The 14,551-nt window shown below is 69.1% G+C and carries 15 protein-coding genes and 1 pseudogene; 8 read left to right on the plus strand and 8 right to left on the minus strand.

Annotated features, from left to right (window positions below; all coding sequences use genetic code 11):
* Positions 1–95 precede the first annotated feature (95 nt).
* Positions 96–2,012 carry a DNA helicase RecQ gene (recQ, locus tag ACN28A_RS11800; RefSeq protein WP_421394970.1) on the plus strand — a complete coding sequence of 639 codons (1,917 nt, stop codon included), beginning with the start codon at positions 96–98 and terminating at the stop codon, positions 2,010–2,012.
* A 26-nt stretch (positions 2,013–2,038) separates the two neighbouring features.
* Here the strand turns inward: recQ and ACN28A_RS11805 are convergent, their stop codons facing one another.
* The 3 genes from ACN28A_RS11805 to ACN28A_RS11815 are packed head-to-tail and all read right to left on the minus strand — an operon-like array spanning position 2,039 to position 4,219.
* Entirely contained in the window at positions 2,039–2,755 is a 717-nt protein-coding gene (locus tag ACN28A_RS11805; protein ID WP_421394973.1) for a hypothetical protein, read from the minus strand.
* Between the two features lie 3 nt (positions 2,756–2,758).
* Positions 2,759–3,859, minus strand: a complete 1,101-nt coding sequence (locus tag ACN28A_RS11810; protein ID WP_421394975.1) for a hypothetical protein — start codon at positions 3,857–3,859, stop codon at positions 2,759–2,761.
* 24 nt (positions 3,860–3,883) lie between these two features.
* Positions 3,884–4,219 carry a hypothetical protein gene (locus ACN28A_RS11815; protein WP_421394977.1) on the minus strand — a complete coding sequence of 112 codons (336 nt, stop codon included), beginning with the start codon at positions 4,217–4,219 and terminating at the stop codon, positions 3,884–3,886.
* A gap of 159 nt (positions 4,220–4,378) precedes the next feature.
* Between ACN28A_RS11815 and ACN28A_RS11820 the strand changes: the two genes are divergently transcribed.
* Together ACN28A_RS11820 and ACN28A_RS11825 are read left to right on the plus strand one after the other, a co-directional pair.
* Complete coding sequence (locus ACN28A_RS11820; RefSeq protein ID WP_421394978.1) at positions 4,379–4,681, plus strand: hypothetical protein; 303 nt, start codon at positions 4,379–4,381, stop codon at positions 4,679–4,681.
* A gap of 35 nt (positions 4,682–4,716) precedes the next feature.
* Positions 4,717–5,067 (plus strand): hypothetical protein, encoded by a 351-nt coding sequence (locus tag ACN28A_RS11825; protein WP_421394981.1) that lies wholly within the window; start codon positions 4,717–4,719, stop codon positions 5,065–5,067.
* 114 nt (positions 5,068–5,181) lie between these two features.
* Here the strand turns inward: ACN28A_RS11825 and ACN28A_RS11830 are convergent, their stop codons facing one another.
* Positions 5,182–5,748, minus strand: a complete 567-nt coding sequence (locus tag ACN28A_RS11830; RefSeq protein WP_421394983.1) for a flavoprotein — start codon at positions 5,746–5,748, stop codon at positions 5,182–5,184.
* On the minus strand, positions 5,745–7,091 hold the full coding sequence (locus tag ACN28A_RS11835) for a hypothetical protein (protein WP_421394986.1): 1,347 nt from the start codon (positions 7,089–7,091) through the stop codon (positions 5,745–5,747). Before ACN28A_RS11835 ends, ACN28A_RS11830 begins: the two co-directional genes overlap by 4 nt.
* A 391-nt stretch (positions 7,092–7,482) precedes the next feature.
* Here ACN28A_RS11835 and ACN28A_RS11840 point away from each other — a divergent pair, with 391 nt between their 5' ends.
* From ACN28A_RS11840 to ACN28A_RS11855, 4 genes and pseudogenes are all read left to right on the plus strand, one after another.
* Positions 7,483–7,848 (plus strand): hypothetical protein, encoded by a 366-nt coding sequence (locus ACN28A_RS11840; protein ID WP_421394988.1) that lies wholly within the window; start codon positions 7,483–7,485, stop codon positions 7,846–7,848.
* Positions 7,845–8,965, plus strand: a pseudogene (gene amcB, locus ACN28A_RS11845) (cyclophane-forming radical SAM peptide maturase AmcB). The gene ACN28A_RS11840 and the pseudogene amcB overlap by 4 nt, the downstream one beginning before the upstream one ends.
* Before the next feature lie 10 nt (positions 8,966–8,975).
* Positions 8,976–9,158: a multiple cyclophane-containing RiPP AmcA gene (gene amcA / locus ACN28A_RS11850; RefSeq protein WP_421394990.1), complete on the plus strand. Its 183-nt coding sequence runs from the start codon at positions 8,976–8,978 to the stop codon at positions 9,156–9,158.
* Positions 9,159–9,232: 74 nt separating this feature from the next.
* On the plus strand, positions 9,233–9,895 hold the full coding sequence (locus ACN28A_RS11855) for a pentapeptide repeat-containing protein (RefSeq protein ID WP_421394992.1): 663 nt from the start codon (positions 9,233–9,235) through the stop codon (positions 9,893–9,895).
* A gap of 186 nt (positions 9,896–10,081) precedes the next feature.
* On the opposite strand, the gene ACN28A_RS11860 is transcribed toward ACN28A_RS11855, so the two are convergent.
* The gene (locus tag ACN28A_RS11860; protein ID WP_421394995.1) at positions 10,082–11,995 is read right to left on the minus strand and encodes a M14 family zinc carboxypeptidase; all 1,914 of its coding nucleotides are present in this window, start codon (positions 11,993–11,995) and stop codon (positions 10,082–10,084) included.
* Positions 11,996–12,204: 209 nt separating this feature from the next.
* Here ACN28A_RS11860 and ACN28A_RS11865 point away from each other — a divergent pair, with 209 nt between their 5' ends.
* On the plus strand, positions 12,205–13,563 hold the full coding sequence (locus tag ACN28A_RS11865) for a C39 family peptidase (protein ID WP_421394997.1): 1,359 nt from the start codon (positions 12,205–12,207) through the stop codon (positions 13,561–13,563).
* A 119-nt stretch (positions 13,564–13,682) separates the two neighbouring features.
* On the opposite strand, the gene ACN28A_RS11870 is transcribed toward ACN28A_RS11865, so the two are convergent.
* Positions 13,683–14,072 carry a DUF4229 domain-containing protein gene (locus ACN28A_RS11870; protein ID WP_421394999.1) on the minus strand — a complete coding sequence of 130 codons (390 nt, stop codon included), beginning with the start codon at positions 14,070–14,072 and terminating at the stop codon, positions 13,683–13,685.
* 14 nt (positions 14,073–14,086) lie between these two features.
* Complete coding sequence (locus ACN28A_RS11875) at positions 14,087–14,515, minus strand: hypothetical protein (protein ID WP_421395001.1); 429 nt, start codon at positions 14,513–14,515, stop codon at positions 14,087–14,089.
* Positions 14,516–14,551: the final 36 nt, after the last annotated feature.

Raw genomic sequence — 14,551 nt, forward strand, 5'->3', positions numbered from 1 at the left:
CTCCTAGTTCCGGAACTAGTTGGTACCGTAAGACTTTTCCACAGCTCGCGTCAAGCGGTCGGCTTCGCCTCGGACGGGCTCGTAGAATCCGCCGGATGGTCCTCCCCACCGAGCAGCGCACCGACGACCGGCCCGCCGCCGAACAGCCGATCGCCGAACAGCCGAGCCCTGAGCGGGCCGGCGCCGGGCGGAAGGCCGGCGACGCGCTCGACGTGCTGCGCCGGGTCTTCGGCTACGACAGCTTCCGGGGCGAACAGCGGCAGATCATCGACCAGGTCGTCGGCGGCGGCGATGCGCTGGTGCTGATGCCGACCGGCGGCGGCAAGTCGCTGTGCTACCAGATCCCCGCCCTGGTCCGGCCCGGCGTCGGGGTGGTGGTCTCACCGCTGATCGCGCTGATGCAGGACCAGGTCGACGCCCTGACCACTCTCGGGGTACGCGCCGGTTTCCTCAACTCGACCCAGGATCTCGACGCCCGCCGCGCGGTCGAGGCGGCCTTCCTCGGCGGCGACCTCGACCTGCTCTACCTGGCCCCCGAGGCACTCCGCTCGGAACACGTGCTCCGGCTGCTCGACCGGGGCCGGATCGCGCTGTTCGCGATCGACGAGGCGCACTGCGTCGCCCAGTGGGGCCACGACTTCCGTCCCGACTATCTCGCCCTGTCGATGCTGCACGAGCGGTGGCCGGCGGTGCCCAGGATCGCGCTGACCGCCACCGCCACCCCGGAGACGCACGCCGAGATCGCGGCCCGGCTCGACCTCGCCGGCGCCCGGCACTTCGTCGCCAGCTTCGACCGGCCGAACATCCAGTACCGGATCGTGCCGAAGCGGGAGCCGAAGAAGCAGCTCCTCGACCTGCTCCGCACCGAGCATCCCGGCGACGCCGGGATCGTCTACTGCCTCTCCCGGGCCTCGGTGGAGAGGACCGCCGAGTTCCTGGTCCAGCAGGGCATCCCGGCATTGCCCTACCACGCCGGGCTGGACGCGCCGACCCGGGCCGCCAACCAGCAGCGGTTCCTCCGCGAGGACGGGTTGGTGATGGTCGCCACGATCGCCTTCGGGATGGGCATCGACAAGCCGGACGTACGCTTCGTCGCCCACCTCGACCTGCCGAAGTCGATCGAGGGCTACTACCAGGAGACCGGTCGGGCCGGTCGGGACGGGCTGCCCTCGACCGCCTGGCTGGCGTACGGGCTCTCCGACGTGGTGCAGCAGCGGAAGCTGATCGAGACCTCCGACGGCGACGCCGCCCGGCGCCGGGTGCTCGGCGCACACCTCGACGCCATGCTGGCACTCTGCGAGACGGTCCGCTGCCGCCGGGTGCAGTTGCTGGCGTACTTCGGCCAGCCGGGCGAGCCGTGCGGCAACTGCGACACCTGCCTGACCCCGCCGGAGTCCTGGGACGGCACCGTCGCGGCACAGAAGCTGCTCTCCACGGTGCTGCGCCTGCACCGCGAGCGCGACCAGCGGTTCGGTGCCGGCCAGTCCATCGACATCCTGCTCGGCCGGCGGACCGACAAGGTGACCCAGCACCGGCACGACACGCTCAGCGTCTTCGGTGTCGGCACCGAGCTGACCGAGTCCGAGTGGCGCGGGGTGGTCCGGCAACTGCTCGCCCAGGGGCTGCTGGCGGTCGAGGGCGACTACGGCACGCTTGTGCTCACCGAGACCAGCGGCGACGTGCTCGGCAAGCGGCGCGAGGTGCTTATGCGCCGGGAGGCGCCCCGGGCCGGGTCGACCGGCCGGGCCGGCAGGCCGCGCGCCGCCGGGACGGCCGCCGCCGTCGCGCTGGCGCCGGAGGCGGAACCGGTCTTCGAGCGGCTCCGGGCCTGGCGTGCGGCCACCGCCAAGGAGCAGGGCGTACCCGCGTACGTCATCTTCCACGACGCGACGCTGCGGCAGATCGCGGCCGAGCCGCCGACGACGCTCGCCGAACTGTCCCGGGTCAACGGGGTCGGGGAGAACAAGCTGGCGAAGTACGGGCAGCAGATCCTGGAGACCCTGGCGGGGTGAGCCGGCCGGCCGGCGCGGCGGCCGGTTCAGGCCGGCAGCAGCAGCGAGCCGATCTCCTTGCCCTCCAGGACGTACTTCACGCTCCACATGTCGGCCGCCGGCACGACGTGCACGGGCTTGCCGGACTGCCGGGCCAGGTCGAGTGCGGCGGCGTCCATCACCCGCAGGTTCCGCTCCAGCGCGGCGGAGGCGCTGATCTCGCGCAGGAAGACCGCTCCGGGGTCGCTGGCCGGGTCGGCGCTGTAGATCCCGTCCACCCCGTGCTTGACCATCACGACCGCGTCGGCGCCGGTGTCGATCGCGGCGTGCACCGCCGGTACGTCGGTGGAGAAGCCGGAGACCCCCATGCCGCCGGCCAGCAGCACCGTGTGCCCCGAGCGCAGCGCCTCGACGACCTCGTCCCGCAGGTACTGCCGGCCGATGCCGGCGCAGGGTCCCCGGGAGAAGACCTGGGTCGGCACGTCGAGCCCGTTCAGCAGCCCCTCCAGCAGCAGTACGTTGATCCCGGTGGCGAGCATCCCCACCGTGTCGGCCCGGCCGCGTTCCAGCTGCCAGTCGGCGCCCCGGTCACCCCGGAAGATGTTCCCGCCGCCGACCACGACGGTCACCGACACCCCCATGGTGTGTACGGCGGCCAGCGACAGCGCCACGTCGCGCAGCCGGGCCCTTTCCAGCGCCTGCCCGGACCCGAGCGACTCACCACTGATCTTCACGACGATGCGGTTGTAGCGGAGGTCATCCATCTGTCATGCCGCCCTTGCGTCCGGCCCGGACCAGAGATCCTGAGCAACTTTCCACACCACGTCGAGAGGTTCGTCCTGTCCCGACGGCCCGGATTCGGAGCGCGCCCGGAAGATGCCGGTCACCGCGAGCAGGTTGTGCGAGCCGGCGCTGAAGTCGTACAGGTGGAAGCTCTTGTTCAACCAGGCGAGTTTCTGCGACTCGGCCCGGAGTCCGTGCACGATCATCGCGGACTGCCGGACCAGTCGGCTGGAGAGGCACTTGAGTCCGTAGTCCAGGTCCGGCACCTCGATGTACTGGAACGGCCGCAGCTTGCGCCAGTCCGGGTAGCAGCGGTTGAGGAAGTCGAAGGCGGGCCCGCCGTGCGGGGCGAGGAAGGTGGTGCCGTTGTCGATCACCTCTTTGACCGTCACCGGGCGGCGGTATCCGAGGTCCTCGACCGAGAGCATCCGCGGCACGTCGATCTCCAGCGGGATCACCTCGATCCGGTCGTTCCACTGCGCCACCGTGCCGATCCGGGGTTCCTGCTCGGTCGACATCAGCGTGGAGAGCAGGCAGATGTGCTCGCCGGAGCGCTGGCCCAGTGCGGTGAGGTCGATCTCCGCCGTACGCCGGGGCAGCGGGATCACGTCGAAGCCCCGGTTCGCCGGCAGCGCGTCGTTGAGGTCGTGCAGGTAGCCGAGGCAGTTGGAGGTGCAGAGGATCGGCAGCCGCTTGGTGGCGGCGGCCGCCGCCCGGATGGCCGCCAGGGTGGCCTCGGTGATCGGTTCGAGCAGGTCGACGAAGACCTCGCCGGCCTGGGTGAGCCGATAGTTCTTGTGTCCCGGCGGCCGGTCGATGATCCGGACGTGCTGGGTGAGCCAGAACGCCTCGTCGATCTCGCGGAGGACCTTGGAGACCGTACGCTCGTCCCGGCCGAAGACGTTTGCCACGTGCTTGAACGAACGCTCCTGGTGGTCGTCGGAGCGCAGCGACCGGAGCATCTCGATCAGCTCGTAGCTCAGCTTCGCCAGGACCGGGTCGAGTTCGGACATCGTCAGCTCCGCTTCCGGGTCGGGGTGGCTGCCGTGGTGTCCGGCGGCGACCGCACTGTCGCCTCCGGACATCCGGCTGGACACGGTGTTCCTCGGCTACTGGCCGGGACGGCGGAAGTAGAAGTACGCGACCGCGGCGGCCGAGGCACCGAGTCCGGCCACCACGGCACCGACCAGTTGTTCGGCGAACCTGCCCGTCAGTCCCCCGACCACGACGAGCACCGAGACGATCCAGTATCCGAGATAGCAGACCAGGGCCAGCCGGTTGCGGGTCTGGACCGTGTCCGGGGTCCGACTGATCGCGAGGTCGTCCGGCAGGTTGGTGATCAGATAGGAGGGTCGACTCTCGACAGGATCCTGAGCCGGCTCCTCCCCTTCCGGGTTGGGTAGGTATTCGGCCACGGCGCGCTCCTCGATGGGGTTGCATGCCATGTTCCGGGATCCCGGGAAGGCTTACAATAGCGAGATAGTGCAGTCATGACGCTCAGTGCACATTCTTTGCGGTTACTCGACCGCAATACCTCGCACCCATACCGTCCAATGCGGTACATCTACTTGCTGAAGTAGTACCTATGCCGTAGCGTCCGGACCATGAACCAAGCGGCGGAAGACACCCCCGGCAACGGCGCTGACCGCGCTCGCCCACGCCCGTCCACCGGCTCGTCGCGGCAGGTCAACCGGCCTGAGCGGAGCAAGATCAGCATCTCGCTGACCGGTAGTGCCGCCGCCAGCGTCGAGGAGATGGCCGACCAGCACCGGGTCTCGGACGGCGAGGTCGTCCGGCGCGCGGTCGCGGTCTTCAAATTCCTCAACGACGAAATCTCCCGGGGGGCGGTGCTCAAGATCCAGACTCCGGACGGCCAGTCCGACCGGATCCAGATCCTCTACACCTGACCAGTTCCGGGGCTTCCGCACGGGAGGCCGGTCGCATGATCACCCTTAGTACCACCCGAGAGGCGGGCTGGCAGCACGCCCTCGCCGAACTCCTCGACCGGGCCAACCGCGAACGCCTGCCGTTGATCGCCTGGATCATCCGCAATGCCGACGGCGTCCTGATCGGACGCTGCTGCGCCACCGACCCCGACCAGCGCCGCGCCGACTGGGAGACCTGGTGCCACGCGCTCGGCGCCGTCGCCCAACCCCCACAGCGGTACGGCGACTCGGTGCAGTTACGCGCCGCCGTACCCCGGGTCGGAGGTCTCAGCGGCATAGAGATCGTCATTTCGGCGGTCTGTCCGGATGCGAGCCCCGAGCGGAAACTCACCCTCGGCTCGAACTGAACCTTCTCAACTTTCCGTGCGCCCCTCGGACCGCCACGTCGAACGCGGGAGCGAGTCAGCGCCGTGGTTGGGCCACCCCGCCTTCATGGACCCGCTCCACCGAAGCGGGCGAACTCAGTCGGCCACCGGACGTGCCTCCTGAACCAGCCGGACCGCCGTATCGAACGCCGCCGTCCAGGGAAAGACTTCCTGCCGTTCATTGCCGGTGCCCGGTGGGTGAGGTTCCCACCCGTCGTCTTGCCCGAGCAAGATACGTACGCGTTCCTGGCGGAGATCGGCCACGGCGCGTCGGAAGGGAGTTCGGGCGCTCAGGGCGGCGTTGACGAACGGGACGATGACGGTCGGCACCTGGCGTCCGATCAGCTCGGCGACCGAGGTCATGGCGTAGTTGTCGGCGATGCCCATGGCGATCTTGTTAACGGAGTTGTAGGTGGCGGGGGCGATGACGAGCGCGTCGATGCCAGGAAGCGTACGGCGAGCGCCTGGAGTCGACTGGTAGGTGGACCTGGCCGGGTGTCCGGTCAGCGACTCGATCGCTCGCGCGTCGATGAAGTCGATGGCGCACGGTGTGGCGGTGACCGCCGCCGTCCAGGATCTTCCCTGAGCAGCAACGATCAGCTTTCCGACGTCAGCAGCGGGGCCAGCGCCGCAGACGACGATCTGTAGATGACCAGCGGTCATACCAGTATCCCGACGCGGCGGGTGAACTCGACGACGGCGGTGCGGACGTGGCCCCGGCTCAGGGCCGCGAGGTCGCCGGCGATGTGCTGCACCGCCGGTCGGCACCGGAGTTCCTCGGGCGCCACGTCGTAGGCGATACGCAAGGCGTCGAGGGCGTGCTCGTAGCGTCCCCACCGGGTGTAGGCGCGTGCCACGTCGACGAAGAACGAGGCTTTGCGTTCGGCGAGACGGATCTTGTCCAGTGGCACCTGCCGAGCGAGGGTGATGGCGGTACCGGCGTCGCCGAGGGTCAGTGCGACGTTGACCTGATGGAGCAGGACGTTCGTGGCGCCGAAGCCGGTCCACCGGTCGTTGCCGTCGTAGCCGAGCCGCGCGGCAGCCCGGGTGGCCTCGTCGATCATGGCCTGGGCGCTGTCCCGGTCGTCACTGCGCGCGGCGGCGACCGCACCACGAAGCAGAAGGGCGCCGTAAACGGCCAGCTGATCGCTGGACATGAGGCGAGTGTCCCGTTCGAGAGTGCCGGCCGCCTTCTCGGCCAGGCTCCTCGCCTGCCTCGTGTGGCCGTTGCTCATCAAGGCGTGGGTCATGATCCGCGCACTGGTCGCCATCGCCACCGGGTCCTGACTGGCCGTGCCTGCCTGGACACTCTTTTCCGCTGCCACCAAGGCCATACCTCTGTCGCCGACTTTAAGCAGCACGCTTCCCACGACGTGATAGAGGTCGCTGGCCACGGCGTCGACCCGGGTCCGCTGATCGCCCTCGGCATCCGACCGGGTGGGCGCCAGCGTTGGTAGCAGGATCGTAAGACCACCGAGAACCTGCTCGTACCGGCACGCCTGGTAGGCAGCCTTGGCGGCGGCCACGCCACGAGCGAGTTGCCGCAGGGGCAGAGCAACCGGCTCGGCCTCGCGAGCCATCGGCAACGAGACCAGCGCGTCAAGTAGCGGCGTGACGTTGGGCAGGACTGCCATGCCGGTGCCCGTCGCACCCTGCAGGAACCTTCTACGCTGCACGTCACCGTCCGAGTCAGTGCCAGATCCGTCCTTGCCAGTATCGGCGTCCACTGCACCTGGCGGTCTGGTGGCAACGGCAAGTGCACCCCTGGTGTCATGTCTTCTCAGGGCCTCGAAGCGTTCCAGGACGTCGGGGGCGGCCCGCGCGAGCACCGTATCGAGCGCGGCCTGCATGTCGGCACGTAGCTGAACTTTCTCGCCCTGGCTGCTCCACTTGGCCACGGTGCGTCGGGCCGCGCCCAGATGTTCGGCAAAACCGGTGACGCTCAGCCGTAGTGCCCGCCGCAGGGTGTTTGCCTCCCGGCCGGTCCAGTTGGTCACCGCAGCCATCGGATGTCCTCTCGATGGGACCGATGTGAGCCTGTCGATCGTTACGGCACGTGGCGTGTTGGCGAGTGCACTGCGAGTGCACCGACGGGACATTTCCATCGTCACGCTCTGCGGCGAACCTGGATGCGTCGGCCGGTGACGCCCCAGAAGGCCCCTTCACCCGTTCCCAGTGTTCCCCGTCTGCGTACCGCCACGAGGGCTGCGCCGCCGGGTGAGCGGCGGGCTGCTCCCAGCCGCCGCACTGCAAGCGGTGGGCTCGCCGCGCCCAGGCGAGCCCACTGCTTGCCAGTCTCGACCCGCCTTCGGGAGCAGCCATGACGGCGTATGTCTCGCACGAGTTGACGACCGGCCACCCGCATTTCGAGCGACAGGCCCGGAAGGGAGAACGCCGATGACGGAAGCCCAGCGCGACACCGTACCTCTGCACCAGCGCGCCTTGAGGCAGGGAGAGCACGCGCCGAGGGAACACTTGCCGGCGCGTCCGCTTTGGTTGTGCCGAGCCTGCGGTCAGCCGTGGCCATGCGGACAGGCAAAGCTGGATCTTCTGGCCGAGTATCAGGGCAGCAGGGTGAGCCTCTGTCTCTACCTGGCCACTTCGCTCTGCAACGCCATCGACGACCTGCACAGACTCAACTCCAGTATGACCGGGAGCACCGCTGATCTGTTCGACCGATTCCTTGGCTGGCTGCGCGCGTGCCGCCCGTCAGCACCGGCTGAACACGCCGGCTCGGCAGAGGCCAAGGAGACAGGCCAGTGAACGGTATCGGTGTCATCACCGCTGATGGGCGGGCGGCGATAGCCCGCGCATTCCACACTCTGGTCCTGCAACCCACCAGCTTCTGCAATCTGGACTGTGCCTACTGCTACCTGCCCGACCGGCGATCCCGACGGCTCATGACGGTCCCAGTCGCCACAGGGTGCGCCCGATCCGTGCGGGAGCAGGGCAGTCCGCATCCAGTCAGCGTGGTGTGGCACGGCGGCGAGCCGACCGCCACGCCTCTCGGCACCCTCCGCGAACTGCTCACCCCGTTCGAGGAGCTAAGGCAGGCCGGACAGGTACGTCACCAGATCCAGACCAACGCCACCCTCCTCGATCGGCGATGGTGCGACCTGTTCGCCGTCTACGAGTTCGAGATCGGTGTGAGCATCGACGGCCCCGGCGCTCTGAACCGCAACCGGCTCGATCGGGCCGGCAACCCGACAACGGCCCGGACCCTTCGAGGAATGCGGACTCTCGCCGAGGCAGGGCTGCCGTACTCGGTGATCTGCGTCGGCACCCCGGAAACCATCGATCACGCCGACGACCTCGTTGACTTCTTTACCGACCTGCCCGGTTGCCGCTCTGTGGGCTTCAACATCGAAGAACAGGAGGGTGCGGCACGAACACCGGTGTCGGAGGAAGCGGCCTACCAGTTCTGGCACCGCCTCGTCCAGCGACGGATCGACGGCAGCCCCTTGAAAATCCGCGACCTGGACCGCCTGGCCGACTATCTCACCGCCACGCGTGCCGGGCTCGTCGACGATGCCCCGTACGAACCGATTCCCACCGTCTCCTGGGACGGGCAGGTGGTCCTCCTGTCACCGGAGCTCCTCGGACTCGAGGACCCTCGGTACGGAGACTTCATTGCCGGAAACGTGCTCTGCGAGCCGATCACCGACATCCTGGCCAGGGCCGGCAACCTCCGGTATGTCGCCGAGTTCATTGCGGGACTCAACGAGTGCGCGAGTCATTGCGAGTTCTACAGCTTCTGCAGAGGTGCTCAGGCCGGCAACCGCTACTTCGAGCACCAACCTTCGCGGCCCGCGAGACCAACTACTGCCGCAACACGCGGCAGGCCCTCGTCCACGCCACCGCGAGCCACCTCGTCAGCTAGGAGGATCACCGTGCCCCACACTCTTGCGAGCCTCGTGAACGCCACACCGGAGCGCCTCGCGCGTTTCGGTGTCGGACTGTCTCGGACGGTAGCGTCGATCGACGCGGCCAAGTTCGACAACCGCCCCACCTGGGACAACAAAGGAGGGTTCGACAACCGGCCCGGCTGGGACAACTGGAGCAAGAAGAAGTGACCTGCTGACACCCGAGTAGGTGTCCGGACGCGGGGTGGCGCCGTCGCCCCGCGTCCCAGACAGACTGAGGACTCATGCGGACAACCACCATCGGTGACGTAAAGATTCTGCTTCCGGATCTCGACCCGGAAGATCTTGACGACGCCCACGATCCGGCAAGCGATCTCACCGAGGCCAGGATCGAGGGTGTCACATGGCGCGGCGCGCAAATAGACGATGTCAGCATTCGGGGCAGCCGGATCGCTGGCGAGGACTTCGGCGAGAGCACCTGGGACTCCGGAACCATCTGGGGCAGCGAGATCACCCGCACCGACTTCTCCGGCGCGGCTCTGTCCGGGTTCACCCTCGAACGCTGCGCGTTCACCGGCTCACGATTCACCGGCACCCGACTGGTCGATGTACGTCTCAAAGACGTCCTTTTCGACGGCTGCCGCTTCGACTACGCCACCTTTGAGCGTGTCGTCGCTGCTGGAGCAGTGGCCTTCTCCGACTGTACGTTCACCAACGCCACGTGGTCGTCCTGCCGACTGCTCAGAATCGCCTTCAGATCCTGTCAGTTGACCAACCTTGAACTCCAATCCTGCCAGCTCCAAGGTGCCGACCTTCGCGGTAACCGACTACACGATCTCAAGGCGGCACTCGCCAACCTGAACGGCGTCATCCTCCACCAGGACCAACTCTCCGAACTCATTCAGCTGGTCATCGAGGATCAGCGCATTGATGTGCGGGCCGACTGAAACGGGTCCGAGCCACCCGGGCCCGTACTCGGTGACAGTCGACTCGGTGAGCGGCCCGACGAGCGGGTCGGTGTCTTCGGTGCCCGCCGACGGCTTCTCGGGTAGTTGACCAGCAGCCGGCCCGACCGAACCGCGCCGGGGCCCCGCCGACACGTCGCCGCGTTCGGCGGGACCCCGGTCGCGCCGCTACGAACTGGTGATCGTCACGTTGTCGATCGCCGCCTCCACCAGGCTGGCCCCGGAGGTGTCGGCGGCCTGCACCAGCAGCCGGACCGACTGCCCGGCGTACGCCGACAGGTTGGCGGTGGCTACCGCCCAGCTCCCGTTGCGGTTGCTGGCCGCGCCCGCCTGGTTGACGAGCTGGGTCGTCCCGCCACTGTGCACCACGCTGACCCGCAGGTAGTCCGCGGACGAGGAGTTCGACCCGTGCGCGAGATACCAGGCCAGGGAGAGCGTCAACGTGCCGCTGCCCGGCAGTGCGATCACCGGCGACTGTGCCGTGGTCACCCCGCCGTCCACGTCGTGGTCACCGGCCGCCGAGCCGGCCAGCCGGCCGGTGACCAGGTCGTTGCTGCCGGCGTACGGGGCGAGCTGCTTGGCCCCGCTGGAGGTGGTCGGCTGGGCGGCGCCCCGTTCCCACACCCCGGAGGTGGCGGTGTCGGTACCGGCCGGGTCGACCGTCCAGCCGGTCGCCGTCTCGAAGGTGTCCGACCAGACCGTGGTGCCGCCACCGGTGCCGCAGTACGTCGCCTGCAGCCCGGCCACCCGGTACGGGCAGTCGGCGTACTCGCTGAGGATCAGCACCGCCTCCCGGTTGCGGGAGGTCTGCGCCGGGATCACCTCGTCGGGCGGGTAGAAGCCGCCGCCGCCGGACGAGCCCGGGTACATCTCGAAGGTGTACGCGAAGATGTTGTGGGTGGCCCACATCCAGTCGATGCTGTCGCCGTCGGTGATGTAGAGGTCGCTGGACTGCTCCGGGGTGTAGCCGTTCGTCGCCGCCATCTGCTGGCCGAGGGTGCGGAAGGTGCGTTCCTGGTCGGCGTTCAGCCCCGGCCCGGTGTTCGCGGTCGTGTAGCCGTACGGCCAGAGCACCAGCTGCGAGTACGTGTGGAAGTCGATGTTGACTTTGATCTGCTGGGTGCCGCCGACGACCCGGCTGTTGACGAAGTCTCGCAGCCGGGAGGTCTCTGGCGCGGAGAACGCCGACGGGCCCCGGTAGGTCTCCGAGGAGGTCGAGCCGGAGGAGCCGCCGCAGCAGCCCCAGTTGTAGCCCCAGTTCCGGTTCAGGTCGGTGCCGACGTACGACGAGCCGCTGTTCGGCTGCCGGTTCTTCCGCCAGGACCGGTACGAGCCGGTGGCGATGTCGTACTCGCTGCCGTCCGGGTTGACGGTCGGGACGATCCAGATCTCCCGGCTGTTGACGATGTTCGTGATCCGGGAGTCCGAGCCGTAGTTGTCGGTGAAGAGGTTCAGCAGGTAGATCGCCATCTCGACGGTCAGGTGCTCGCGGGCGTGCTGCTGCGAGTTGAACAGGATCTCCGGCTCGTTCTCGTCGGTGCCGACGTTGTCGGAGATCTTGATGACCGGCAGGTCGCGTCCCTCGTATGAGGTGCCCATGCTGGACCGACGGGCGATGCTCGGATGGTCGGCGATCACCTGGTTGATCACCGCAATCAGCTCGGCGTAGTTGTGGTACGCCGAGTCGGCCGGCGGGAAGTCGAGGACGCCGACGTCGCCGTCGTGCTGGTGCTGGCCCCGGTCCGGCGGTGCCGGTACGGCGGCCACCTGGAAGCCGAGCGCGGTGATCGCCCTGACCTCGGCCGGGGTCGCGGTGACGTGCAGCGCACCGTGCTCGACGTAGTCGATGCTGGTGCCGGTGGCGGCCACCGCGTTGCGGTCGGCCAGGGTCCGCGGGCCGGTGACCCGGTACTCGGCGCTGGTGGCGGTCTCCGCCTCGGCCCGGTCCGGCCGGGCGCTGGCGGTGCCGGCCGTCGGGCCGACGGTGGCCACGACGAGTCCGAGCACGAGGGTGCCGGCGAGCGCGCCGGCCCTGGCCCGGCGCCGGATCGACGGCCCGGACTTCCAGGTGCGGAAGGGCATGTAAACCTCCTGGGGGTAGGGAGGACTCCGCTGGGTAGTGCACACTGCACCATCCGTACCATGGTCATATCAACATTGATCACTGGACGTCCAATGCCAGATCACCCCTCCTTTCGGCAAAGATTTTCTTGGCCTGAACATCTGGCGAAAATTCCTGACGGACGGAATAGTGGCGGCAGGACCCCGACCTTCGTCCCCGCGGAGCATCGATGGCCAGTTCCCCCGCCCCGATCAGCCGACGCACCTTCACCCTCGCCGGCCTTTCCACGCTGGCCCTGCTCGGCACCGGCCTGCCGGCCCGGGCCGGCACGGCAGCCGGCCGCCCCCGCCCGGTACGGCACGACGAGCAGATCACCTGGCAGGAGTTCTCCGGTTACGCCGACTGGCGGCGCGGCACCCACCAGGGCACCGTCGCGCTTCCCGGGCTGCGCGCCGGAATCACCATGCTGCGCCCGGCCGGCACCACCGAATACACCGATCCGCACACCGGCACCACCCGCGAATGGGCGTACGCCACCTGGACCTCCCCGGTCGTCCCGGTCGGGTTCGACGCCAGCGAACTTGTCGCCTCGTGGAACGCCGACACCCCGGCCGGCACCTGGATCCAGGTCGAACTCCAGGGCACCTACAACACCGGCGCGCTGACCCCGTGGTACGTCCTGGGCCGGTGGGCCGCCGGAGACCAGGACATCCGGCGGACCAGCGTGAACCGGCAGGGCGACCCGTACTCGACGATCTGGACCGACACGTTCTCCATCGACGACGTGGCGGCCGGAGTGCTGCTGCGGGCCTACCAGCTCCGGCTGACCCTCTACCGCGCGCCGGAGAGTCGCCGGGCACCCCGGGTCAGGCTGCTCGGCGCGATGAGTTCACTGGTGCCGGACCGGTTCACCGTGACGCCGAGCGCCGGCCGGATCGCCTGGGGCCGCGAACTGGCGGTGCCGCGCCACTCGCAGAACATCCACGCCGGCCACTACCCGGAGTACGACGGCGGCGGCCAGGCCTGGTGCTCGCCGACCTCCACCACCATGGTCCTGGAGTACTGGGGCAAGCGGCCGACCGCCCGGGAGACCGCCTGGGTCGATCCCAGCTATCCGGACCCGGCGGTGAACCACGCCGCCCGGATGACCTACGACTACGCGTACTCCGGCTGCGGCAACTGGCCGTTCAACACCGCGTACGCCGCCTCCTACGGGCTGGACGCCAAGGTGACCCGGCTGCACTCGCTGGACGAGCTGGAGCACTTCGTCGCCGCGGGCATGCCCGTGGTGACCAGCCAGTCCTTCCTGTCCGAGGAGCTGGACGGGGCCAACTACGGCACCTCGGGCCACCTCTTCGTGGTGGTCGGCTTCACCGCCGACGGCGACGTGGTGGTGAACGACCCGGCCTCGTCCAGCAACGACGTGGTGCGCAACGTCTACCGGCGGGACCAGTTCGAGCAGATCTGGCTGCGGACCAAGCGGACCAACGCCAGCGGCGGGGTCTCCGGCGGGTCGGGCGGGATCGCGTACCTGGTCAAGCCGGCCTGGAAGCCTTGGCCGAGGCTGCCCGGCTCGACCAACTGGTAGCCGCGCGCCACCCCGGCAGCCCCCCGCCCCCGAATCACCCTGGGGAGGATCACCGGCCCCGTACCCGGCCAGCGACGTCCGGGCACGGGGCCGGTGCCGTACCCGCCGGACCTGCCGGCCTACGCCTTGTCCGTCGGCTTCCCGGCGTCCGTCGACTTCCCGCCGTCCGTCGGCTTCCCGGCGTCCGTCGGCTTCCCGCCGTCCGTCGGCCTGCCGGCGTCCGTCGGCGTGCTGCTGTCGGTCGACCCGCCCGGGGCGGTCGGCTTGTCCTCGCCGGCCAGCGCGGCACGTAGCCGCTCCTTCTCCGCCCTGCGCTTCTCGGCCGCCCCGGCCAACTGCCGGGCCATCTCGTCCCGCCAGCCGCGGAGCAGGAAGAAGGCCAGCGCGGCGGAGAACGCCACCGCCAGCATGAGCTTGAGGAAGAGGTTCATCTCGACCGGCCAGAGCGCCAGGGCGACCGCCACGAACAGCCCGATCCGGCCCAGCGTGTACTTCACCGCGGGACTCATCCGTACATCTCCGATCAGCTCGTCCGGCCGGCGAGCCAGCGGACGCCGACAAACCAGACCAACGCGTACGCGATGGCGAAGACCGCCGCGCCCAGCCCGCCGGAGACCAGTGGCGGGGTCGACGCGGCCAGCCCGGCGGCGAGCAGTCCGGCGGCGGTCCCGACCGCCGCGGCCACCAGCGCCGCCGCGACCCGGGCCGGGCCGAACCGCCAGGCCCGGAACTCCTCGACGAAGATCCAGGCGGGCAACACCAGTGCCAGCCACCCGCTGGCCCGACCGAACTCGCCCAGCCCGAGCAGCGAGAAGCCGAAGTCGAAGACGAGCAGGGCCAGCATCCCGACCACCACCCCGACCAGGGCGGCGCCGAGCAGGTCGGCGAGCACCATGATCCGCCCCTGGTCGTCCCGACGGGGGAAGGGCGGCCGTTCGCTTCGCTCGCTCATGACCTGTCGAGGGTACGTGAGCGGTCCGGGAAACTT

Origin of the sequence: Plantactinospora sp. WMMB782, assembly GCF_049179135.1 — a bacterium.
GTDB lineage: Bacteria > Actinomycetota > Actinomycetes > Mycobacteriales > Micromonosporaceae > Plantactinospora.